The sequence below is a fragment of the Paenibacillus sp. VMFN-D1 genome, from assembly GCF_003386155.1.
Lineage (GTDB): Bacteria > Bacillota > Bacilli > Paenibacillales > Paenibacillaceae > Paenibacillus_AQ > Paenibacillus_AQ favisporus.
In genome coordinates, this window is sequence record NZ_QRDU01000004.1 from 154,301 (window position 1) to 175,940 (window position 21,640).

The window sequence follows — 21,640 nt, forward strand, 5'->3', positions numbered from 1 at the left end:
TATAATAGATTGATTTACGGAGGTCCTTGGGAATGGCGAAAACGATCGTGGAGAAGTTGAACCTGCAAAAATATAATAAGACGGCGGTACTGCATCAACCGGAAGGGGAGGATCTGCTGGCCGGTCTGGAGTCGTATGATACCGAGCTGAAGGACGGCGGTTACGATCTGATTTTCGCCTTTGTGCTCGATATGGAGTCTCTGCAAGGGCTTGTGCGGAAGGTGATTGACGGCGATCATCTGAACGAAGGGGGATATTTGTACGCAGCGTATCCGAAAAAGGGAAACAAGGTGTACTCCACCTATATTCACAGGGACGAGCTTCTGGAAGGGTTAGGCGCGGATGAAAATGGATTTATAGGGACAAGCAGCATCAAATTTGCGCGTATGGTCGGATTGAATGACGTGTTTACGGTCGTCGGCCTCAAAGCGGAGAAGCCAAGCAAAAAGCAGCCGTCCTCCAAACCGAGCCAATCCGTTGGCGATTATGAAGCCTTGATTCCGGAGGTGGAGAAGGATCTTCAGGATGCCCCGGAGGTGCTCGCCTTCTACCAGTCCCTTACACCGGGATACCGTCGGGATTGGGCCCGGTACATTTACAGCGCGGTACAAGAGGAGACCCGGGAGAAGCGGCGCGAGGATATGAAAACGGCTCTGGCGGCGGGCTATAAAACGATGGACTTGTATCGGAGAAGATAGGGAGGCGGCTTGGGATGAAGTCGAAGCAGGGCTTGGACATGCTGGAGCGGGTAAGGGGCATCTGCCGTCCGCTGCCGGAGGTGGAGGAGATTGTTGACGGCTTTGGCCACAACGTCATGAAAGTCAGAGGCAAAACATTTGTCATGATGGGGGAAAACGAGGGCGTTCCGAGCCTTTCGTTCAAATCGACCAAGGAAGAGCAGTTCCTGCTGCTGCAGCAGGAAAGCTACGTTAAAACACCTTATATCGGACAACACGGCTGGGTTTCCGTGGATAAATCATCCGTCCCGGACTGGGACGAGCTGGCCGTGCTGATCAAGGAGGCGTATCTGCTGGCGGCGCCCAAACGGTTGGTGAAGCAGGTCATCGAAGGCGCATAATTTTGGAGTTTAGCACAGAACTAGAAACATATTCCTTTCTCCGGACGTCTATAATCTAGGCGGTCCCTGGCAGATCGATTGAGCTAGGTTCGTCTGAGATGAGATTAAATTTCTGAGGGTAAGGAGAAGTTTCGATGTCGACAAAATTCAAGTTAACGAGTTTACTGCTGTCTGCGGCTTTGGTATGCGGGGCGGTACCGGCTTTTGCCGCGGAGAAGGCGGCTCCCAAGCCTTTGAGCCAGACCTTCGACCAGATGGTCATCATTCCTTATGATTATCACGGAAAAGCTTTTATTAATGGGGAGAAGACCGACCTTTACGGTGATTATGACATCGTCCAGCGCAGCGGAAGGGTCCTGGTGCCGATCCGCCTGATGGGAACGCTGGCTTCGCAGTTCCGCTCCCAGGGTACCTGGGATACGGTCTGGCAGGCGCAAAACCCGGATGACGTTATTTTTATGAACACCGGATTGAAGAAGACAATCAAATTCAAAGTGAACAGCACCACGATGCTGGTGAATAACGAGCCCAAAAAGATGGACGTGGCTCCGCAGAAAATCGGCGGCCGGGTCGTTCTGCCCCTAAGAAGCGCAGCGGAGGCGCTGGGCAAAAATATCCAGTGGCTGGACGGTCTGATCGTGATGGGAGACGAAGTCGTTGACGAGAAGAGCGCTGAAACGCGGGCTGTCAAAGACCGCATCCTGACCCAACTGAAGGATACCCGGAAGCCGGTAGTGGACGAGAAAAGGCTGACGCCGATCACCAAATTTGGAGACACGATCTACTACACGAAACCGATCTATCAAAGCAGCGGCATATTGCAGCGTCTATACCGTAAGACTGATGGCAAAAAGGAAATCCTCGTTGACATTCCTGGAGAGCCGATGTTGGGCAGTGACGGGGTTATCGGGCACGATCTGTATTTCGTATCGACGGTGAACAATCAGGGTGTGCTGTATGCTTTGGACCTTACCAACAATAAAGTTCGGAAGGTGAGCACGCTTGCGGATTGGAAGCCGTCGGACGGATGGCTTGAGAGTATTTCTATGATGGACAATGAGCTGTATTTGAACCTTCATAGCGGCGATCTCACGATGGGATCGGAGACCCTGTATCGGGTCGATAAGGGCGTTCTGAAAAAGGTTACGAATGCCCATAGCATAATCGGTCCTGTCAAGTCGGGCGACTTCCTGTATCATGCCGATTTCAGCGTCATGGGCAGCGCGGTTAATAATCTGAGCCGGATAAACCTCAAGACTGGAGAACGGAAGGCGATCGGCCAGGCCGATTTTGCCTATGGCATAACCCGGAAGCAGGATACCCAGGGAGGCATCAGCTTCGGTGTCAATAACTCTATGTACGTCAAGGGCGGCAATTTGTTCGTACTCGGGTACAAAGACAGCGATCCGAAGGATGAGGGATCTGTGTATAAGATCAATCCGGCAGATCAGACGCAGGTGAAGCTCACTCCTGCCGCCGGCCCGTTCTGGATGGTTGATGACCAGATTTATTACGTCGACGGTGCGACAGGATACTTAGCCAAGACCGATGTGAACGGGGCGCAGCCGAAGACTGTGGTGTCCAGAAAAGTCATGAGTGCCCAGCTTTTGAACGGCAGCTTGTACTACACCTCGAACGATGCCGGCAGTTCCTACGATCCGGGCGTCCTGTACCAATATAACTTCGCGACTGGCAAGGAAATCAAGCGCAGCGACAAGCCGGTAAGCTCTTACTACATTGGAAAGAATGCGATTTACTATCTGTCGGAAGGCTATGATCCTGGTATCTACAAGATTGATGCGAAAGGGAATACCCGCCTGGTATCCGACCGGATTCAAACGGCAAAGCTTACGGATGAAGGTTTGGTGTACACCTTGACCTACAAGGAAGGGGTTTATTCGGTAAAATAAACCGATTCCGTTGGTCTGCCCGGGTAAACGGGCAGGCCATTTTATTTTCCTGCCAAAAGGAGTGGTAACGATGTACGAGCTGAAAACGAAAGAAACCGATGACAGTGTGCTCGACTTTATTGAACAGGTGGAGCATCCCGGCAAGAAGCAGGATGCGTATTGGCTGCTGGACTTTTTTACAGAGACGACGGGGTATCCTGCGAAAATGTGGGGGGCTAGCATCATCGGCTTCGGTTCGTACCACTACAAGTATGCGTCAGGTCACGAAGGGGATGCGCCGCTCGTCGGCTTTTCACCCCGCAAAGCCAAAATCAGCCTCTACTTCGCTCCTGGTGAAGAACAGCGTGAAGCCCTTCTGAAGGATTTGGGCAAGCATACCTCCGGCAAAGGCTGCGTCTATATCAACAAGGTTGCGGATATCGATGCAGACGTGCTGAAGGCTCTGATCCAGCAGTCGGTAAAGCACTTGCAAGAAACCTATCCGGCTGGGGAGTGACGGCAGGCTGCCGGGGTCACAGAGCCGTATCGATAGGCGGTAAAACTCGTGCAGAAGGTGGCGAAAATTAGCGAATTTTGCTAAAATACTTCTTTCGTTTTGGCGGGACGCTCCTTTATACTTGCTGTATGAGCTTTACTGTGCCGACAACAAGGAGTGAGCCCCCATCGTCCTGCTACATGAATCATATAATTTATGGATCGTTATGCTCTCGTTCATCATCGCCGTATTTGCGTCCTATTCGGCTCTCAACTTAGCGGCCAAGATATCAAGGGCACGGGGTAGAACGCAGAAATGGTGGCTGGTAGCCGGCTCGTGCGTCATGGGCAGCGGAGTATGGTCCATGCATTTCGTCGGCATGCTTGCCTTCCATTTGAACGTGCCAGTAAATTACGATATTCCGATTACGCTGTTATCCATGCTGTGCAGCATTGTGGCGTCATTTATTGCATTCCAAATGCTGCTGTCCAAAGGCGTGAACTGGCACAAGTTTGCCTTGAGCGGGTTCTGCATGGGCAGCGGAATCGTTGCGATGCACTATACCGGGATGGCCGCGATGCTTCTTCCGGCCGAGATTATCTATGACCGGTCTTATTGGCTGCTCTCGGCAGCCATTGCTCTGGCGGCTTCTTACGTGGCGCTGCTGCTGTTCCTCCGCTTTCGCGATCATACCGAGGTCAGCTGGTGGAAGTGGGTTTCGGCTCTGGTTATGGGACTGGCGATTTGCGGCATGCATTTTACCGGCATGAAGGCGGCCGATTTTTGGTGCGGGAACCCGAATGCGATTGTTTCTACCGATACCGGGGAGATGAACCTTTTGCTGCTGGCCGGTGTGACGATCACGACGTTTTTTATCCTGATGGTTTCGTGGGGAGCGATGTTTTTCGACCGTCACGTGTTGGAGAAAATGGCCTACAGCGACCCGTTAACCGGGCTGCCTAACCGACATGACCTGAACCGGCTGCTTGGCGAGGGAGTCGATACCTCGAAGGAAACGGCTGTATTGTTTATCGATCTGGATCGCTTTAAAACGATCAACGATACGCTGGGCCATGACATCGGCGACATGCTGGTTCAGGAGGTGGGAAGACGTCTGAGCGGGTATCTGCAGCAAGGCCAGAAGGTGTTTCGCCTAGGCGGGGATGAATTTCTCGTAGTTGCGGAAAACTGCGGCCAGGCCTTGGCAGAGGAGCTTGCATCCGGCATTTTGGAGGTCGTCACCCGACCGTTTGTCCTGCAGGGCAATGAGCTGTACATTACGGCCAGCATTGGCATTAGTCTGGCGCCCAAGCATGGAACGGACCGGGCGTCGCTGTTGAAAACATCAGATACGGCCATGTACAATGCCAAGAATGCGGGCAAGAACCGATACTGCGTATTTGATGACGACATGGATAAAAGGCTGCTGCGCCGGCTGGAGCTGGAAAAGGATATGCGCGGAGCGTCGGAACGCCAGGAGTTCTATGTCGTGTATCAGCCGAAGTGGGATGCCCAGACGGATACTCCCGTCGGACTCGAGGCGCTGATGCGTTGGCCGCACCCCAAATTCGGCGTCGTTTCACCAGATGAATTCATCCCGATCGCCGAAGAAACCGGACTGATCATCCCGATGACCCGGTGGGTCCTGGAAGAGGCCTGCCGCCAAAACAAGGTGTGGCTCGACAAAGGCATGCCTTCGATGATCGTGTCGGTCAATGTGTCTGTGCGCTTGTTCGAAAGCCAGCATCTTCTGTACATGGTGGAGCATGCGCTTCGGACGACCGGGCTTCCGGCCCGGTACCTCGAGCTGGAGATCACCGAATCGACCATGCTGTACGATGTGCCCGATATGATCCGGCAGCTGAATGAGCTGCGCGAGATCGGGGTACGGATATCGATGGACGATTTCGGATCGGGTTATTCTTCGCTCGGATCCCTGGATCGAATTCCGATCGACACGATCAAGATCGATCAGCTGTTTGTCCGGGAAAGCGATTCACCCTCCAAACGGGCGATCGTGGGCGCCATTATCGATATGGCGCTCAAGCTTCATCTGGAGCTGGTGGCTGAGGGTGTGGAAACGAGGGAGCAGATCGATTTTCTCCGCGCATCCGGATGCAACGTGATGCAGGGATATTTCTACGGCAAACCGATGAATATCGAACAGATGGACGAGTGGCTGCAGCAGAATGCGGGCAGGCCAATCGGAGAAACGTTGGTTTGAATAAAACAAAAAGGATGCCGGTTGTAGCTGGCATCCTTTTTTTACGGGCTATTATATTTTTGGTGACCCGGAAGATTTAATGTTCCGTTAACTTAATCATCTTCGGGATGGTTATAGGTGAAATTCTCAACAGGGTTGATAGAATCGTTCCGTTGGTTCTGAACCAAGGATTTCAGCTCTCGAACCTCCCGGCGCAAATGCCGCAGCTCGGTACGCATATTGGATTTATCCACGGCCAGACGGACCAGCAAAAAGAAAATAGCCGCAAAAACTCCCCACATTATCAGGACCGCTACCACGCCGCCCATACCTATCATACTAGCACCACTCATCATAGCATTTCATCTCCCTTCTCCTTCGCTATCGGTTATCTGCTAAATAAGCAGGGTGGAGTTCACACAGCTTATAAAGGACGCTCGTTGACATCTATTTATAACAACGCCTTGGAAGCACAAAAGTTAGAGAAGTATGGAGAAGTTTGCTGGCTATGGGCTTGGATTAACATGTTCGATGAAACTCCTTACATATCCGCCAGCGTAGACCCCGTTTCGAGGAACGTTTTCATTCCCGAAAGGACCAGCGGCAGGCCGTTCTCCAGCACGCCCGCGGTAGGGAGCGCCTGTTCGAAATCGTCATGGACGGCCGTAACGAGCGTAACGCCGGGTAATTCTTCATGCTGTGCGATCTCCCACGTGACGCGGGAAGGCGCATCGTTCTCCGTGCCGGGCAGATTCACAAACTGCCAGCTTACGGCCAGCTTATGCGGGCGATCCAGTTCAAGGATGACCCCCTTGACCTTCGTTTCCCCCTCCGGGCCCAGCAGTTCAAAGGAAGAGCCGATTTCCCAGGAGGATTGAATGGCACAATTGAACCAAAACTTTGACGTTTTGGCCGGGTCAGTAATCGCCTGCCACACCTGCTCGGGACTCGATTTAATGGCGATCCGGTTGACATGCTTCGGTTTGGTTTCCATTTGCGTTTCACGCTCCAATTCGAATTGAAGTGATGTTAATCCTGCCGCCCAAGGTTCGGCGTATTTGCTGACCCATCGTTCGTATATCTGGCGGATGGGCACGGCGTTAAGGTAGTGCAGCTTTTCCCGGCCGACCTTCCTTGTCGTAATGAGTCCGGCTTCCTCCAGCAGGTTCAAATGCTTCATCACGCCGAACCGGGACATGTCGAGCGGGGCGCACAAGTCGTTCAGCGTCCGCCCGTCATGCGCCTGCAGCAGGTCCAGAAGGGTGCGGCGCGTGGGGTCGGCGAGGGCTTTAAATATTAGATTGTCCTCCAATCGTAACACCTCCTTTACCTCATGCATTGAAAAAGTGGAGCAATGCCCTTGACATGTTACCATATAGTAACGTATTATAATCCCATCAAGAGTGACAATATAGTCACATATTATCATACCCCAAATCGTTTGTCAGCCGGCAGGTGTTTAAGTGCTGATGCAGCGCCGGGGAATCCAGAGGAGGATGTAGGAAATGAAAATGACCTTGATTGCCGGAAGCAACGATGCGGGATCCGTAAGCACCAGGCTCCTTCGTTATTTGGAAAGCCAACTGGTCAGCAGCGGAATTACGGTTTCGTTCGTGGACATGAGGGAGCTTCAACTGCCGCTGTATTCGCCGGAAGCAGGGCAAAATCCGGAGGCTGTGCGTCTGCAAAATGAGATCATTCATGCAGATGCGCTGATTTTGGCCACACCGGAATACCACGGATCTATCTCGGGTGCGCTGAAGAATGCCCTGGATTATTTGACGCCGGGACATGTGGAAGGCAAGCCGGTTCTTTCCGTAAGCTCGGCAGGTGGGCCGCTCGGCATCAGCTCGCTGACGCATCTGCAGACGATCGTCCGCAACCTGCATGGCGTCAATTGCCCGGAATGGATTTCCGTAGGGTACGGTTCGAACGAATTTGGCCCGGATGGCGCGCCTTTGGATGCAGGAGTGAGAGAACGGGTCACCACAGTTCTTGGACCATTTATAAAGATGACCCGGCTGCTTTCCGCTGAGACGGCAGGGGTGACCGGATAGAAAGCATATTTTTTTGCACAATATGTGACTAAATGGTAACGTTATGATTTGCAACCATTAGACGAGTGCGCCGGACTATTTTGAATATGACCAACAAAAAAGGAGACGAATCGTTATGAACACAACGCGGCAGCAGCAGGTGGAAGCAGCAGTAAAATGGATCGAAGAGGCATGGAAGGCAGGGACACTGAGCCAAACAGGGCAAGCATTTATCGGTCAACTGGAGGAGGCATTTACGGACTGGCAATACAAAGTGGATGACGTGATGGTCCAGGGAGAGAAGGTCATCGCAAGGGTCGTCATCACCGGCAAGCACACCGGGATATTCGCAGGAATTACCGCTACGGGAAAAACGGCACGGATCACGCAGTTCCACGAATTCACGGTGAGCGATGGGCGGATCGTTCATCGCTTCGGATGGTATGACACCGGTACGCTGCTTCCCCAGCTGCAAGCTGGTGCCTGACATGACCTGTATGATACGGCAAATATAAATTAGAGGAGATGGATCCTATGACAACGACGGAGCAAAAAAATACCGGGGTGGTTGAAGCTTTTATTCAGGCGTTCTGGAACAACAACGATCTGAGTGCAGCGGATACGTTTACGACTGAAGATTACCGGGAGCTCAGCTATCAATCGAAAGAAGGGCTGAAGCAGTTTGCCGCCAAAATCCTGGAGGCCTTTCCGGATAAGCAGTATACGGTAGAGGAAATCATCGCCGAAGACGAGAAGGTTCTCGTTCGAATGACGGTCCGGGGCACCCATCAGGGCGTATTCTTCGGCACCGCACCGACCGGACGCACGATGAATGTGACGCTGTACCGCCAGTACCGCCTTAGGGACGGCAAAATCGCGGAACATCGCGGCTGGATCGATATGGTGACGATGTGGAGCCAAATTCAAGCCTTGACCTAGAGCGCGCTCAAGGTCCTATACTGGGAACCATCTTACCCGTAAAGAAAGGATGGTACCCATGATCATGAACGCGGTGCAAGGAAAAGTAGTTATTTTAACAGGAGCCTCCAGCGGTATCGGTGAAGCAACAGCCAGGGTTCTCGCCCGAAGCGGAGCCCAAATGGTGCTCGCAGCAAGGCGCGAAGAACGGCTCAAGCAGCTGCAGTCGGCGATTGAGCAGGAAGGAGGTACGGCGGTCTACCAAGTGACGGATGTGAGCGTGCAGGCGCAGATGGAGGAGCTGGCCCGGCTCGCCCTTGACACATACGGACAAATCGACGTGCTGGTGAATAATGCAGGGATCATGCCGCTGTCTTATCTGCACGAGAAGAAGATCGAAGAGTGGGACCGGATGATCGATGTAAACGTGAAGGGAGTGCTCTATGGGATCGGGGCCGTGCTGCCGCATATGCGGGAGCGCCGGCAGGGGCACGTCATCAACGTCTCGTCGGTGACCGGGCACATCGTCCGCAAAACGTGGGCGGTTTACTCAGGCACCAAATTCGCCGTTCGGGCAATAACCGAAGCACTGCGCCAAGAAGAAGCGCACAATAACATCCGCACGACGATTATTTGTCCGGGAGGCGTCGACACCGAGCTGGTGCACACGATTACGAACGAAGAAGTGAAGCGGGACATCGAAGCTTCCATGGACATCGCCTTAACCCCGGAGGCCATCGCTAACGCTATTGCCTACGCCATATCCCAGCCGCCGCAAACGGCCGTCAATGAAATCATTGTAAGGCCCACCAGGCAGGAATTATAATACGAATAACCATGGCTCACCTGTCGTCAGGTGGGCTTTTTCGCTTAGGAGGGATTTGGAGGCATGAGTTACTCGATCGGGGAAGTGTCGGCCCAAACGGGTTTGTCGATCCATACGCTGCGGTATTATGAAAAAGAAGGCATTATGCCGGGCGTTCAGCGCAACGAAAGCGGCATCCGCCTGTACGAAGCGAAGGATATCGAAGCGCTGGAGTTCATCTGCTGCCTGCGGGAAACAGGGATGGGCATCGCTGACATTAAACAATTCGTCAACCACGCGACCACCATTCAGGAGCGGCTGGAGCGGCTACGGGAACAACGGCAGAACGTCCAGGAGCAAATGGCCCGGTTTAGAAAATATGAGGCTATGCTGAATCGCAAAATCGGCCTTTATGAAGATATGGCCCAAGGAGACTCCGATGAAAAACACCATGAATAACGTCCGGCTCGCCTTATATCAGCGGGATTACGAGGCTGGACTTGAAGCTTTTACGCTGCCGGAGGAGCAGCATGAATTCACCGCACTGCCGTTTGAAGTCATACAGAATGCGCTGGAGCGGGAGGAGCGGCATCCGATCGTCATTTTGGGGGATGAAGAGCCGGTCGGCTTTTTCATTCTGGATGCAGGGGAAGACCGGGGGCAATACTCGGACAACCCCAATGCCCTGCTGCTGCGGGCTTTCTCCATCGATCACAGGCATCAGGGACAAGGGTACGCGACGCAGTCTCTGCTCGGCCTGAAGGCGTTTGTCAAACAGCATTTCCCGGCGGCCGATGAGGTGGTCCTTGCCGTTAATATGAGAAACGCTGCCGCGCGTCATGTCTATCTCAAAGCAGGTTTCCGTGATGAGGGACGCACCCGGATCGGGCCGGCGGGTCCGCAGCACATTCTGGTACTCGGGATCTCATAAAGTACTTTGCGGCGCAGGCTGAACCATTGGCCTGCGCCGTATTTTTCAAGCGCGGCTGCAGCTGCCGGCTCTGAATTCCCTCCTCCATAAAACGACCTTTTCCTGGCATCGCCTTCCCCAAACTACCCGCAGACAAGACTAAAATTGCATACCACCCGATTATATGCTATGACTGAACTACAATCTTAAAGGAATATAGGTGTGGGATCAGATGAGAATAAAAGCCCTGTTTATAGCTCCATATGCAGCCATGGAAAACTTGATCGAGACGTGCCGTGCGGAAGAGAAGGATCTGGACCTTCAGATCCGGGTCGGAAATCTTCAAGAAGGGGTTGCCATCGCCAAGCAGGCGGAGGCCGAAGGGGTCGACGTCATCATCAGCCGCGGCGGAACGGCCAAGCTGATCGGGGAGGCCGTCGATATTCCCGTCGTCGACGTGCATGTATCCGGCTATGACATGCTGCGGGTATTGACGCTGGCGAACGATTTTCCACGGAAAAAGGCGATTGTCGGCTTTCCCGCCATCACCCTCGGCGCCAAGGCCATCATCGATTTGCTGGAAATTCCGATTGATATCTTCACGATTCATGACGAGGACGAGACGGAGAGCCTGCTCAGAAAGCTCAAGGAGGAAGGCTACCAGCTGATTATGGGGGATGTGGTGACCTTCGAAACGGCGTCCCGGCTGGGGCTTGTGGGTATTCTGATCCAGTCCGGGCGCGAAGCGATTTTCGATGCCTTTCAGGAGGCGAAGACCGTCTCCCGGTGGATGATGAAGAACCGGCTGGAAATCGAAAGGCTCAAAGCTGTGCTGCAGGTCACGGCAGGGGATGTGATGGTTCTGGCGGAGAACGGGCAGGTCGTGTACGAGCAGTGGAAGCATTTCGATTCCCGTCCCGTTCCGCATGTCGGCTGGGATCACCACGCTTTCCGGGAGACGGCGGCGGTCCGGGAGACCAGCCATGCGAGCGATGCGGAGGGCAGGCCGCTGAAGATCGTCAAAACCCGGGTCACGGTGGAAAATGGGGCTTATTTGGTGTGCGAATTTTCGCGCGTCCATATGAATTCGCCGGCCGAGGCGGTTTTGCAGGTGAAGACGGGCACGCCGCCGCTGATCATTCATCAGAGTGAAGCGATGGACGCTTGTTTGTCGATGATCGACCGGTGCCTTTCTGCACCCCGGTTCGTCCTGATCGGGCCGAGGGGGGCCGGCAAGGAGTTGATCGCGCGTTATATTCATGACCGCAAGTTCAGCGGGGAGGGCCTGCTCGCCTCCGTCCAGGCTGCGGATATGCTGGCCCTGGAGCCCGACGAAGTCGACGCAGAGATCAAGACGCTGCATATCCACGCGCTCGATATGATGGATAGCAGCCTGAGGGCCGAGCTGTGGCGGAGAATGGACGCTTTTCAGGGAAAGGGAATCACCCTCATCTTCTCGATGGTTGAAGAGCAGCATTTATGGGGAGCCTATGAGGACGGAATCGTCCGGATTCATGTTCCTGCGCTGGCGGAGCGAAAAGAGGATATCCGGGAGCTGGTCACCTCGTTTTTGCTGTATTTTAACCAAACGCAGGGCACCTCGGCCATTAAAATGACGGACAAAGGGCTGGCCCTGTTGATGGACTACAGCTGGCCGGGCAACGTATCGGAACTGCGGGCGCTGCTTCAGGAGGCGGTGCTTTTGGAGAAAGGGTACGTCATCGAGCACGCCTTGATCGAACAGCTGCTGCAGCGAAAAGGCGAGGCTGCCGGAGCGATTGGCGGAGAACTGCTGAACGGCACGCTGGAACAGATTGAGAAGGCGATCATTGAGAAGGTGCTCGAGCAGGAGGGCTTTAACCAGACCAAAGCGGCGAAGCGCCTGAACATCAACCGGTCGACATTGTGGAGAAAGCTTAAGGACTGATATTGGATTCTTCATTGTTGTTTAAATATGCAACACTTTTGGTTAAATGAAATTTATTTAGCTAAAAAGTGTTGCATTATTTTTTGTAAACGTTTATCATAATCGATGTAATCGTTTTATGTAATCGCTTTTACAAAACGAACTGTTTAAATTTACAACACAGGAGATGACACAGCCATGAAAATAAAGGCAGCCATTGACAAAGTCCCCGGCGGGATGATGTTGATCCCATTGCTGATCGGCGCCCTGATTCGGACGTTCTTTCCGCAAGTATTCGATATGCCGGAATTCAAGAGCTCGTTTACAGGCGGTCTATTGACCGGTACATCCGCGCTGCTTGCCGCCTTTTATATTTGCTTAGGATCGACGATTCGGTTTCAGGCAACCGGTTACATTTTGAAGAAGGGCGTCAGCCTTTGGGTAGGTAAAATCGGTACGACCTTCCTGATCGCCCTGCTGATCAAAGCGATTTTCCCGGATCAGAACAATCTGTTCCTGGGGCTGTCGGCTCTGGCCATCGTCGCGGCATTCTCCGACACCAACGGCGGCTTGTACATGGCGCTGATGGGTCAGCTCGGCAAGAAAAAGGAAGACGTCGCCGCATATTCGATCATGTCGCTGGAATCCGGTCCGTTCTTTACGATGCTCATTCTCGGCGTTGCCGGCCTGGCCAGCTTCCCGATTATGGCGTTTGTCTTTGCGATTCTGCCGCTTCTGCTCGGCATGATCCTCGGAAACCTCGATGAGAAGATGCGCGAGTTCCTGAGCAAGGGACAGGATGTCATCATCCCGCTCTTTTCGCTGGCGATCGGCGCTGGCATTAACCTGACCAACGTGGTCAAAGCCGGATTCTCCGGTGTCATTCTGGGGATTGGTGTTGTCGTGATCACAGGCATCGTCCTGTTCCTGATCGACCGTCTGACTGGCGGCGACGGCGTGGCCGGGATCGCGGCATCGTCTACAGCGGGCAACGCTTCGGCAGTTCCGATGGCGGTTGCCGCAGTGTACTCCGGCTACAGCAGCATTGCTGCGGATGCAACGCTCCAGGTAACGGCATGCGTCATTGTGACGGCGATTCTGACCCCGCTTCTGACGACCTGGTTCGCAAGAAGGGCGCAGCGGCGGAGTTCACAGGCGTAAGTGGCATGGACAAGGAATCAAGTAAGGGAGTCGTTCAACATGCAGCATATGTACATTATCGCAGATGATTTGACGGGAGCTAACGATGCCGGTGTGCAGCTGTCCAAGATCGGGATCACGTCAACCGTGTATCTCGATTCCCAAGCTGCTCCGGCCAAGCCGAACGGGGATGTTGCCATTATCGATACAGACACCCGGGCTGCCGGTGAGCAGGAAGCATACGACAACGTTTCTAAAGCAAGCACTTTGTTTTATCAGCAAGGGTATCATCAAGTATATAAAAAAATGGACTCGACCTTACGGGGGAACGTGGCTGCCGAGCTGGCAGCCGTCGTTTCCGTTCATCAGCCGGAAGTGGTCGTGATTGCTCCGGCGTATCCGAAGATGAACCGTCAAACCCTTGACGGTTATCAGCATGTCCACGGGCAGCGCGTCTCGGAGACCGAATTCGGTCGCGATCCCAAAACGCCGGTCAAGGACAGCTTCATTGCGAATCTGTTCCGGCCGTATGCGGGTCAGCAGAGCATCGTCCTGATCGACCTTGCGCAGCTGCACGGGCCGGCGGAACGGCTGATGCAGACGATCGAGGAACATACCGCACTGGGGCGGACCTGGTTTATATGCGACGCGGCGACGGATGAAGATCTGAAAGGAATCGCCGACGTTTTCGCCCGGGCGGGTAAAAAGACGGTATGGGCCGGTTCGGCCGGCCTGATCGAGCACCTGCCGGAGGCGCTTCAGCTGGAGCGAACCGCAGACCGTCCGGAGGACCGGCTCCGGGTCGCCAAGACGCTGACCGTGTCCGCCAGCTTGTCGCAGGTGACCAAGCAGCAGCTGGAGAGTGCGGTCGATGCCGGACACCTGCTTTGTAGAGCTGGACCCGGTGGAGCTGATCAAGCGTACGTACGCTCTGCCGGACGTCATGGCTTCCTTGGCCAAGGAATCGGACAAGAAGCATTTTGTATTGTTTGTCGATTCGTCGGTCAACAATAGAGAAGCGACGAAGCGGCTGGAAACCGAGCTCTCCATCGGAAAAACCGAAATCGGCGAGACGATTTCCAGAGAGCTCGGGGCGATCGCCCGGGAGGTTTTAGGCACATACGAGGACATTAACGGCCTGGTTCTGACCGGCGGCGATACCGCTAAGGCGGTATGCAATCAGCTGAACATGAACCAGATGCAGCTCTGCACCGAAGTGGAGGCCGGGCTTCCGCTCGGGAAGCTGCGCGGCGGAGCGGATACAAGAGAGTATTGGGCCGTAACGAAGGCCGGAGGATTCGGTAACGAGCGTTCTTTGATGAATGCGTTGATCTATATGAGTGGAGAGGATGAATGAAAATGAGCGAAACCAAAGCTGTCATTGGCATTACGATGGGGGACGGAGCCGGTGTTGGCCCCGAAATTATTCTGAAAAGCCTGCAGAATCAGGAGATTTACGACCTATGCCATCCGCTGGTGATCGGGGATGCGAAAATTCTGAACCGGGCCAAGGCTTATGTCAACAGCAGCCTGAACGTTGAAGCGGTGACTGAGGACCAGCTCGGCAGTCTGAACTATGAGCACGGCACCGTCTACTGCCTTGACCTGAACTTGCTTAGCGAAGACCTTCCGCTTGGACAGGTATCGGCTGAAGCCGGCCACGCGGCGTTCGAGTATTTAGCCAAAGCGATCGATTTGGCGAAGAAGCAGCAGATCGACGCGATCTGCAACGCTCCGCTGAACAAGGAAGCCCTGCACAAAGGCGGCCACAAATACCCGGGACATACGGAAATTTTGGCCGATCTGACGGGAACGAGTGAATTTTCCATGATGCTCTCCGCGCCGAACCTCAAGGTGATCCACGTCACCACTCACGTCGGCCTGATCGATGCGGTGAGAATGATCAATCCGGAGCGCGTATACCGCGTCATCCAATTGGCGCATGAGACACTGACGAAGTCCGGCATCGCGCAGCCGCGCATTGCTGTCTGCGGCATCAATCCGCATGCGGGCGAGAACGGTCTGTTCGGATACGGCGAGGAAGAGGAGAAGGTCGTGCCAGCCGTGCAGCGCGCCCAGGACGAGGGCATCGACGTCGTCGGACCTCTGCCTGCGGACACGCTGTTCTTCCGCACCGTCCGCGGCGACTTCGACATTGTTGTTGCCATGTATCATGACCAAGGCCACGGACCGGTCAAGGTGCTCGGCCTCGACGCAGGCGTAAACATCACCGTCGGCCTGCCGATTATCCGCACAAGCGTAGACCACGGCACCGCCTTTGACATTGCGGGCAAAGGGATCGTGGAAGAGAAGAGCATGATGGAAGCGATCCGCCAGGCGGTTGAGCTGGCACCGAAGAAACGATAAGCCATAGTTCGGCCAAAAATGTGCAGTGGCCGACTTATGATGGTCTAAGATCGGAATTCGTCTGCCAGGCACAATCTGAAATACAAAAGAAGATGGCTCCTACTTATAAGGGCCATCTTCTTTGTTATTTTCAGCAACTATTACATATTCAACCGATTCATTCCTCCTGTATTTGAACCATAATCGCTTCAAGCTCGCGGGATGATGTATGCAGCAGCCGGGCGGTGTCCTGCATCTCATCGATGAACGAGGCATGGGATTTGAATTCGGAGGACACTTGCTGCGATATATTTTCATTGCGGCTGGCAATCGAAGATAAGTCCCCGATAGCTGCCGACACCTGGCCGGAGCCCGAGGATATTTCCTGTACGGTGGCGGAAATGTCCTGAATGTGGTCCGCTACCTGCTTGGACAAAACCTGCAGCTGTGCAAACGACCTGCCGGCATTCAAGGTGATATCCATACCGCTTCGGACATTATCCTGCACTTCATCCATGGCCCGTAATGCGCCCATGGAATCCTGCCGGACGGTGTCCACAAGCTCCGATATCTCCCCGGCCATCTTGCTGGATTGGTCAGACAGCTTCCGGACCTCGGAAGCGACCACGGCAAAGCCCCGCCCGTGTTCGCCGGCCCGGGACGCTTCGATGGCGGCATTGAGTGCGAGCAGCTCAGTCTGGCTGGATATTGCCTGGACCGAACCGAGCAGCTTGCTGATCTCCAAAGCACGTTCGTTCAGCGTACGTACCATCTGATCGGAACGGTTGACCGCAAGCTGAATCCGGTCCATTTGCTCGCTCACGCGGCGGGCCGATTCGTTTCCCTCCTCCGCAAGCGCAGCGGATTGCTGGGCTGAGCTGGACACCTCGGTTGAAAAGGAGGCAATGCGTGTAATCCCGGTGGCAATCTCCTGCATGGCCAGCGTACTTTCGGTGGAGCCGATAACCTGGGATCGGGTTCCTTCCACAATGTCCTGCATGGATTGGACCATCCGGTGGTTGGACTCTGTATTCCCGGCAGCGGCGGCGGACAATTGTCCCGCGGAGCTGACGATTTGGCTTGAGGCGGAAGAGAGCCGCTGGACGACGTCCTGAACGGCCCGTTTCCTCTCGTGCCGTTTATCTGACTCCAAGGCCCTCCGAATGTGAGCGGACGAGTTGATTTGCAGTATGGTTGCGCCTGCCGTTAGAATCAGGAATAAAGCGTGGACGCAGACCATGCCAAAGCTGTAGGAAGAAGCGCCAAAAACGATTTCCGGAAGGATCAAGTATCCGGCCGCATGCTGCAGTGCAAACAGGACCGTCATCACAATAATAAGCGAAATGTTCTCATAATAAGCCAGAATGGCAACCACCATAAAGATTGAAAAATGCAGTTCGACATGCCCTCCGCCGCCGGCGATGATGGAAATGCTGGCGAAGGTCAGCGCCAGGGTCAGCAGGATCGGGATCCCGCGATGGCTTGCTTTTCGAAGAAATAGCATCAGTCCGGATCCCCAAAGTGCGAACGGAATGACAAGCAGTATGTTCAGGATTACCCGAAAGCGTGAGGCGTAATCCGCGACGCCCATGCCCATGTCCATGCCGCCCATGGAGCTGGCGTTCATACCGCTAAACACATCCCATTGACGGTTTAAGAGATGCGGGAACACGGAAATCAGAATGACGGCTGCCGACAGCTGCAGCATAAAACGGTTTTTTTGTGTGATCATACCTTGAAAGCTCCCCCAAGTTCGTTGTATGCCGGGAGTATTCGACGCCGAATCTTTTCGTTCCTTCCATAAAAGCCCCCCTATGTTCAGAAAATATTCAGTATCGGTTCTGCGGCTTTTCATTCAAATGCTATACTGTTGTAATGGGAACCCTCGGAACTTATGCCTTAACCATGATAGGGGCGGCTGGTTTTCCGCATACTAAATCGAAATGTTAGAGGGCCATATTGGGCCGAAATCACAGGAAGTTCAATGCAAAACTTTATCATAGGCAGCATTTACGGTAAAATGCCAATCCCTACAGATATATTTCTTTTGGGCTAAGGAGGGATGCTCATGCTCAAACGAATCTGGCCCTTCGGGCTGATTGTTCTTGTTCTCATTTTTGCGTATATTCTGGTCCGGTTTTTCCTCGCGTCCATGACCATCGGTGATTTGGTCGGACAGATCCGGCTTCAGCGGGCCGACGATCCGTCCGTTAAGCATGTCGTGCTGATCGCCCAGGAGCTCGACAACCCGTTCTGGCGGGAAATGGAGCAGGGGGCGGAGGAAGCGGCGGACAAGCTGGGGATGCGGATTGATTATACCGGCCCGATCCGCATCAATCCCGCCGAGCAGATGAGGCTGCTGGAAAGGGCGATCGCATCCGGCCCCGACGGCATCCTTGTGCAGGGAATCGTGGATCCGGATTACGATGCGCTGATTCAAAGAGCCACAGGGCAAGGAATTCCCGTGATCACGGTGGATGCAGACGAACCGGGCAGCTCCCGCCTGGCCTATGTGGGAACCGACAACCTGGGAGCGGGAAAACGAATGGGCGAATTGGTGCTGAAGGAAGCGGCCGGCAAAGGGAAGATCGGCGTCATGATCGGAAGCGAACAGGCCGAAAATATGCAGCTGCGCCTGGCGGGATTTCGCTCGGTGATTTCAGCGGCCCCCGGCTTCGCCATTGTGGACGTCCGCGCGTCCAACATTTCGCGGATCGGAGCGGCTAAGCAGGCCGAGGCGATGCTAAAGCAGCATCCGGACATCCAGACGATCGTCGGCTTCAGTTCCCTGGACGCCGCCGGAATCGTCGAGGGCATCCAAGCTGCGGGCCGGACGGGAATCCGCGTATACGGCTTTGACGACCTGGCAATGACCCGGCAGGGGATCGAGCAGGGCGAAATCGCGGCGTCCATTGTGCAGTCGCCGAAAGAAATGGGGGCCCGGTCGATCGGCCTCCTGAACGAGCACTTTCACGGCAAGTCCTTTGCGGCCGAGCATTTTATCCCGACGAGCGTCTTGGACAAGGCGGCGCTGAATCTGGAGGTGGCAGGCCCGTGAACATGCGCCGGATGCTGCTCATTGTGATCCCCGCCTTGTTTGTCCTGACGAACGCGGTATCGTTTTTTATTTTTCAAAGCGGGCGAACCGTTCAGCAGAGCTATAATATGATGCTGGACCGGGTATTACTATACAAACAAATCGATGCGGAGACCCGCAGCAATTTAAGCGCCGTCAATGTGTATCTGACGGACCGGAGCGAGCGGAGCCGGCAAATCTACCAGGAGCATCAGAGTCAGCTCCGAAAACTGCAGGCGGAACTGAACGCACAGGACGCTATTCCGACCACGGAGCTGAGCGTACGGAGCTACCGCAACCTGCTGGAGACGTTTCTTGCGCAGGAATCCGGCATCCTGCAGGCGTTAAGCGGCAAGACACCGTTGGCGTACGCCAACTCCTATGCGGCGGCGGAGAAGACGGCCGGCTTCATCCAGGAAGAGGCGTACCGGCTGATCGACCAGGAGCTGAGCTATTATCAGCCCCTCTACCGGAGCATTCTGGCGCAGACCGACCGGATGAACCAATGGGGCGTCGCCTTGTTTATATTCAGCACGCTGATCAGCGTCCTGCTGGCTTACTGGATTTCTCTCCGCATCACCAGGCCGATCCGTCAGCTGGCCCGGACAGCCCGGCAAATTTCGGACGGCAACCTGCAGGTGAAACCGCCGGTGATGAAGAGCCGCGACGAGTTTCGGATTCTGTCCGAGGCTTTCGTGCAGATGCAGGACAATTTGAAATCACTGATCCGCAAGGAAAAAGAAGGGCTGGAAAAGGACCGGCTCGTCAAGGAGCTGGAGCTTGAGGTGCTGCAAAACCAGATCAATCCTCACTTCCTGTTCAATTCCCTGAACGTGCTGTCCAAGCTGGCGCTGATCGAAGGGGCCGAGAAGACGAGCGATCTCACGGTCACGATGTCCAATCTGCTGCGTTACAATTTGCGTCAGCTGGACCGGCCGGTGCCGCTCCGCGATGAGGTGGAGCACGCGAAGGAGTATTTTACGATTCAGCAGGCCCGCTTTCGCGACCGCATCCAGTTCGTCACGGATATCGACGAGAAGGCTCTGGATGTACTCGTGCCGGTGCTGACGCTGCAGCCGCTGCTGGAGAACGTATTCGTGCACGGCATCGAAGGTATGGAGGAGGGGGCCGAGGTACGGCTTACAGTCTCTGCCGTGCAGGGCGGGACACGGATTGCCATTTCCGATAACGGCATCGGGATGAGCGAGGAAGTCCGGCGGTCGCTGCTGGATACTGATGCTCCGCGGCTGCGAGATCAGGGAGGCGGAGAAGCCCGGCACCCCGCAGGGCACTCGACGGGCCTCGGAACCCGCAACGTGTTTAAGCGCCTGGAGCTGTTTTATGACAGGAAGGATTTGATTGACATTGTCAGCGAGCCCGGGAAGGGGACGACGGTCCTTTTGAACATCCCTGCCGCACGAAAGGAGGACGGCCATGTATCGTCTGCTGATCGCCGATGATGAAGCGCTGGAGCGGGAAGGTATCGAATGGATTGTGAACCGGATGATGCCGGGTACGTTTGAAACGATCCATGCGGAGAACGGCCGGATGGCCATACAGAAGGCGGAAGAGCACCGCCCGCACATCGTCATGATGGACGTGAGAATGCCGGGCATTCAGGGGCTGGAGGCATTAAAAGAGATTAAAGCCCAAAATCCGCAGGCCAAAATGGTACTCATCACCGCTTATGAAAATTTTGAATACGCCAAGCAGGCGATCACCCTCGGCGTGCACGAGTATTTGGTCAAGCCGGCCAAAAGGGAGCAGATCGTTGCCGTGCTAAGCCGGCTGGTGCAGGAGCTGGAGGAGGAGCAGCACAAGCGCGGTGAGGAGCTCGCGGTGCGCGAGCAGTTCTTTCAGCTGCTGCCGCTGGCCGAGACGGAAATCGCGCTGCATCTGATGTCGGGCCATGTCAATGAGACGGAGACGGGCCATCTGGCGGATATTTTGCAGCTCCCGGTCGACAAAGGCTGTTCTTTGGTGCTGGGACTGTCCGAAGTGGGGGACGCCAAGAAAAAAGTGTACGACGCCGTAAAAACGGCGGCGCACGCTGCCCCGAAAGACGGCTACGGCACGGTCGTCAGCTCGCTCATTCACAGCCATATGGCCCTGTTCCTGCTGGGAACGAGGCAGACTGGCGACTCGGCGTTGGCCGAAGGTGCCCGCGAGCTCGGCACTCGGTTGGCTGATGTGCTGAGAGAGCAGTGCGGGATGGCCGTCCCGGTGGGCATCGGAACCGTCCAGAATCGGGCGGAAGGAATCAAGCGGTCTTATTATGAGGCGGTTTTCGCCTCCAGGTATGATCAGGAAGGGGGCGGCATCTGCCGCTTTGAAGACCTGGTGCAGGCTTCGGGCGCCGGCGGAACGCATGCAGAGAAGCTGATCAACGGATCCGGCGATGCCGGAGAGAGCGCCTATGTTGAATTGGCGATCCGCCAAATCCGTGAAGAACGGGAGCAGCGGACCACCAATATGCTGGACCGGGCGGTGCTGTATATTCGGGGCCGATTTCAGGAGGAGCTGTCGCTCGAAGATGTGGCGGAGCATGTCCACTTGAATCCTTACTATTTCAGCAAGGTATTCAAACAGCAGACCGGGGAAACCTTTATCGACTATGTGACCCGGCTGCGGATCGACAAAGCCAAGGAGCTGATGAAAGACGGCCGGTACAGCATGAAGGAGGTCTGTTACCAGGTGGGGTATAAGGATCCGAATTATTTCAGCCGGGTATTCAAAAAAGTGACGGGCCTCACGCCGTCCGACTACAGAGTGCAGTATCAATGAGAGACATAAGTCCATGCCGAATGCGGGCATGGACTTATTTGTGATGCGAGCCG

22 protein-coding genes are annotated in these 21,640 nt (G+C 54.8%); 19 read left to right on the top strand and 3 right to left on the bottom strand.

Going from position 1 to position 21,640, the window contains the following annotated elements:
• Positions 1 to 32: 32 nt before the first annotated feature.
• The 5 genes from C7820_RS24590 to C7820_RS24610 all read left to right on the top strand — a co-directional run bounded on the left by C7820_RS24590 (position 33) and on the right by C7820_RS24610 (position 5,687).
• Complete coding sequence (locus C7820_RS24590) at positions 33 to 698, top strand: YdeI/OmpD-associated family protein (RefSeq protein WP_116233274.1); 666 nt, start codon at positions 33 to 35, stop codon at positions 696 to 698.
• A 14-nt stretch (positions 699 to 712) separates the two neighbouring features.
• The gene (locus C7820_RS24595) at positions 713 to 1,078 is read left to right on the top strand and encodes an MmcQ/YjbR family DNA-binding protein (RefSeq protein ID WP_116233275.1); all 366 of its coding nucleotides are present in this window, start codon (positions 713 to 715) and stop codon (positions 1,076 to 1,078) included.
• A 134-nt stretch (positions 1,079 to 1,212) separates the two neighbouring features.
• On the top strand, positions 1,213 to 2,988 hold the full coding sequence (locus C7820_RS24600; RefSeq protein ID WP_116233276.1) for a DUF5050 domain-containing protein: 1,776 nt from the start codon (positions 1,213 to 1,215) through the stop codon (positions 2,986 to 2,988).
• Between the two features lie 70 nt (positions 2,989 to 3,058).
• On the top strand, positions 3,059 to 3,484 hold the full coding sequence (locus C7820_RS24605) for a DUF1801 domain-containing protein (protein WP_116233277.1): 426 nt from the start codon (positions 3,059 to 3,061) through the stop codon (positions 3,482 to 3,484).
• Between the two features lie 322 nt (positions 3,485 to 3,806).
• Complete coding sequence (locus C7820_RS24610) at positions 3,807 to 5,687, top strand: bifunctional diguanylate cyclase/phosphodiesterase (RefSeq protein WP_309545782.1); 1,881 nt, start codon at positions 3,807 to 3,809, stop codon at positions 5,685 to 5,687.
• A gap of 92 nt (positions 5,688 to 5,779) precedes the next feature.
• Here the strand turns inward: C7820_RS24610 and C7820_RS24615 are convergent, their stop codons facing one another.
• Together C7820_RS24615 and C7820_RS24620 are read right to left on the bottom strand one after the other, a co-directional pair.
• A complete protein-coding gene (locus C7820_RS24615) occupies positions 5,780 to 6,022 on the bottom strand; it encodes a hypothetical protein (RefSeq protein ID WP_116233279.1) in 243 nt (80 codons plus the stop codon).
• A 185-nt stretch (positions 6,023 to 6,207) separates the two neighbouring features.
• Positions 6,208 to 6,978, bottom strand: coding sequence for an ArsR/SmtB family transcription factor (locus tag C7820_RS24620; RefSeq protein ID WP_258875383.1), 771 nt, complete (start codon positions 6,976 to 6,978; stop codon positions 6,208 to 6,210).
• Between the two features lie 193 nt (positions 6,979 to 7,171).
• Here C7820_RS24620 and C7820_RS24625 point away from each other — a divergent pair, with 193 nt between their 5' ends.
• From C7820_RS24625 to pdxA, 11 genes are all read left to right on the top strand, one after another.
• A complete protein-coding gene (locus C7820_RS24625) occupies positions 7,172 to 7,723 on the top strand; it encodes an NADPH-dependent FMN reductase (RefSeq protein ID WP_116233281.1) in 552 nt (183 codons plus the stop codon).
• Positions 7,724 to 7,838: 115 nt separating this feature from the next.
• Complete coding sequence (locus C7820_RS24630; RefSeq protein ID WP_116233282.1) at positions 7,839 to 8,189, top strand: ester cyclase; 351 nt, start codon at positions 7,839 to 7,841, stop codon at positions 8,187 to 8,189.
• Between the two features lie 47 nt (positions 8,190 to 8,236).
• Positions 8,237 to 8,641 carry an ester cyclase gene (locus tag C7820_RS24635; protein WP_116233283.1) on the top strand — a complete coding sequence of 135 codons (405 nt, stop codon included), beginning with the start codon at positions 8,237 to 8,239 and terminating at the stop codon, positions 8,639 to 8,641.
• 64 nt (positions 8,642 to 8,705) lie between these two features.
• Positions 8,706 to 9,446 carry an SDR family oxidoreductase gene (locus C7820_RS24640; protein WP_116233543.1) on the top strand — a complete coding sequence of 247 codons (741 nt, stop codon included), beginning with the start codon at positions 8,706 to 8,708 and terminating at the stop codon, positions 9,444 to 9,446.
• A gap of 63 nt (positions 9,447 to 9,509) precedes the next feature.
• Positions 9,510 to 9,884 carry a MerR family transcriptional regulator gene (locus C7820_RS24645; RefSeq protein WP_116233284.1) on the top strand — a complete coding sequence of 125 codons (375 nt, stop codon included), beginning with the start codon at positions 9,510 to 9,512 and terminating at the stop codon, positions 9,882 to 9,884.
• On the top strand, positions 9,865 to 10,356 hold the full coding sequence (locus tag C7820_RS24650) for a GNAT family N-acetyltransferase (RefSeq protein ID WP_116233285.1): 492 nt from the start codon (positions 9,865 to 9,867) through the stop codon (positions 10,354 to 10,356). Before C7820_RS24645 ends, C7820_RS24650 begins: the two co-directional genes overlap by 20 nt.
• A gap of 211 nt (positions 10,357 to 10,567) precedes the next feature.
• Positions 10,568 to 12,262 (top strand): sigma-54-dependent transcriptional regulator, encoded by a 1,695-nt coding sequence (locus C7820_RS24655; RefSeq protein ID WP_116233286.1) that lies wholly within the window; start codon positions 10,568 to 10,570, stop codon positions 12,260 to 12,262.
• Positions 12,263 to 12,439: 177 nt separating this feature from the next.
• The gene (locus C7820_RS24660; protein WP_076172238.1) at positions 12,440 to 13,402 is read left to right on the top strand and encodes a 2-keto-3-deoxygluconate permease; all 963 of its coding nucleotides are present in this window, start codon (positions 12,440 to 12,442) and stop codon (positions 13,400 to 13,402) included.
• Between the two features lie 39 nt (positions 13,403 to 13,441).
• The gene (locus C7820_RS24665; protein ID WP_116233287.1) at positions 13,442 to 14,395 is read left to right on the top strand and encodes a four-carbon acid sugar kinase family protein; all 954 of its coding nucleotides are present in this window, start codon (positions 13,442 to 13,444) and stop codon (positions 14,393 to 14,395) included.
• Complete coding sequence (locus C7820_RS24670) at positions 14,325 to 14,738, top strand: nucleotide-binding domain containing protein (protein ID WP_116233288.1); 414 nt, start codon at positions 14,325 to 14,327, stop codon at positions 14,736 to 14,738. The genes C7820_RS24665 and C7820_RS24670 overlap by 71 nt, the downstream gene beginning before the upstream one ends.
• Positions 14,739 to 14,740: 2 nt before the next feature.
• Positions 14,741 to 15,748: a 4-hydroxythreonine-4-phosphate dehydrogenase PdxA gene (pdxA, locus tag C7820_RS24675; RefSeq protein ID WP_116233544.1), complete on the top strand. Its 1,008-nt coding sequence runs from the start codon at positions 14,741 to 14,743 to the stop codon at positions 15,746 to 15,748.
• Positions 15,749 to 15,905: 157 nt separating this feature from the next.
• Here pdxA and C7820_RS24680 read toward each other — a convergent pair whose 3' ends face one another.
• Positions 15,906 to 17,459: a methyl-accepting chemotaxis protein gene (locus tag C7820_RS24680; protein ID WP_181909187.1), complete on the bottom strand. Its 1,554-nt coding sequence runs from the start codon at positions 17,457 to 17,459 to the stop codon at positions 15,906 to 15,908.
• Positions 17,460 to 17,795: 336 nt separating this feature from the next.
• Between C7820_RS24680 and C7820_RS24685 the strand changes: the two genes are divergently transcribed.
• Genes C7820_RS24685 through C7820_RS24695 form a run of 3 tightly spaced genes read left to right on the top strand, consistent with a single transcriptional unit; the run spans position 17,796 to position 21,587 of the window.
• Positions 17,796 to 18,785 carry a sugar-binding protein gene (locus C7820_RS24685; RefSeq protein ID WP_116233290.1) on the top strand — a complete coding sequence of 330 codons (990 nt, stop codon included), beginning with the start codon at positions 17,796 to 17,798 and terminating at the stop codon, positions 18,783 to 18,785.
• A gap of 2 nt (positions 18,786 to 18,787) precedes the next feature.
• Positions 18,788 to 20,263 carry a sensor histidine kinase gene (locus C7820_RS24690; protein ID WP_258875432.1) on the top strand — a complete coding sequence of 492 codons (1,476 nt, stop codon included), beginning with the start codon at positions 18,788 to 18,790 and terminating at the stop codon, positions 20,261 to 20,263.
• Positions 20,238 to 21,587: an AraC family transcriptional regulator gene (locus tag C7820_RS24695; protein WP_116233292.1), complete on the top strand. Its 1,350-nt coding sequence runs from the start codon at positions 20,238 to 20,240 to the stop codon at positions 21,585 to 21,587. The genes C7820_RS24690 and C7820_RS24695 overlap by 26 nt, the downstream gene beginning before the upstream one ends.
• The last annotated feature ends 53 nt before the right edge of the window (positions 21,588 to 21,640 follow it).

What these genes read in the sequence shown, in the direction of transcription:
- C7820_RS24590 (WP_116233274.1), top strand. Translation starts at nt 33, where the DNA reads ATGGCGAAAACGATCGTGGAGAAGTTGAACCTGCAAAAATATAATAAG.
- C7820_RS24595 (WP_116233275.1), top strand. Translation starts at nt 713, where the DNA reads ATGAAGTCGAAGCAGGGCTTGGACATGCTGGAGCGGGTAAGGGGCATC.
- C7820_RS24600 (WP_116233276.1), top strand. Translation starts at nt 1,213, where the DNA reads ATGTCGACAAAATTCAAGTTAACGAGTTTACTGCTGTCTGCGGCTTTG.
- C7820_RS24605 (WP_116233277.1), top strand. Translation starts at nt 3,059, where the DNA reads ATGTACGAGCTGAAAACGAAAGAAACCGATGACAGTGTGCTCGACTTT.
- C7820_RS24610 (WP_309545782.1), top strand. Translation starts at nt 3,807, where the DNA reads ATGGGCAGCGGAGTATGGTCCATGCATTTCGTCGGCATGCTTGCCTTC.
- C7820_RS24615 (WP_116233279.1), bottom strand. Translation starts at nt 6,022, where the DNA reads ATGATGAGTGGTGCTAGTATGATAGGTATGGGCGGCGTGGTAGCGGTC.
- C7820_RS24625 (WP_116233281.1), top strand. Translation starts at nt 7,172, where the DNA reads ATGAAAATGACCTTGATTGCCGGAAGCAACGATGCGGGATCCGTAAGC.
- C7820_RS24630 (WP_116233282.1), top strand. Translation starts at nt 7,839, where the DNA reads ATGAACACAACGCGGCAGCAGCAGGTGGAAGCAGCAGTAAAATGGATC.
- C7820_RS24635 (WP_116233283.1), top strand. Translation starts at nt 8,237, where the DNA reads ATGACAACGACGGAGCAAAAAAATACCGGGGTGGTTGAAGCTTTTATT.
- C7820_RS24640 (WP_116233543.1), top strand. Translation starts at nt 8,706, where the DNA reads ATGAACGCGGTGCAAGGAAAAGTAGTTATTTTAACAGGAGCCTCCAGC.
- C7820_RS24645 (WP_116233284.1), top strand. Translation starts at nt 9,510, where the DNA reads ATGAGTTACTCGATCGGGGAAGTGTCGGCCCAAACGGGTTTGTCGATC.
- C7820_RS24650 (WP_116233285.1), top strand. Translation starts at nt 9,865, where the DNA reads ATGAAAAACACCATGAATAACGTCCGGCTCGCCTTATATCAGCGGGAT.
- C7820_RS24655 (WP_116233286.1), top strand. Translation starts at nt 10,568, where the DNA reads ATGAGAATAAAAGCCCTGTTTATAGCTCCATATGCAGCCATGGAAAAC.
- C7820_RS24660 (WP_076172238.1), top strand. Translation starts at nt 12,440, where the DNA reads ATGAAAATAAAGGCAGCCATTGACAAAGTCCCCGGCGGGATGATGTTG.
- C7820_RS24665 (WP_116233287.1), top strand. Translation starts at nt 13,442, where the DNA reads ATGCAGCATATGTACATTATCGCAGATGATTTGACGGGAGCTAACGAT.
- C7820_RS24670 (WP_116233288.1), top strand. Translation starts at nt 14,325, where the DNA reads ATGGCTTCCTTGGCCAAGGAATCGGACAAGAAGCATTTTGTATTGTTT.
- pdxA (WP_116233544.1), top strand. Translation starts at nt 14,741, where the DNA reads ATGAGCGAAACCAAAGCTGTCATTGGCATTACGATGGGGGACGGAGCC.
- C7820_RS24680 (WP_181909187.1), bottom strand. Translation starts at nt 17,459, where the DNA reads ATGATCACACAAAAAAACCGTTTTATGCTGCAGCTGTCGGCAGCCGTC.
- C7820_RS24685 (WP_116233290.1), top strand. Translation starts at nt 17,796, where the DNA reads ATGCTCAAACGAATCTGGCCCTTCGGGCTGATTGTTCTTGTTCTCATT.
- C7820_RS24690 (WP_258875432.1), top strand. Translation starts at nt 18,788, where the DNA reads ATGCGCCGGATGCTGCTCATTGTGATCCCCGCCTTGTTTGTCCTGACG.
- C7820_RS24695 (WP_116233292.1), top strand. Translation starts at nt 20,238, where the DNA reads ATGTATCGTCTGCTGATCGCCGATGATGAAGCGCTGGAGCGGGAAGGT.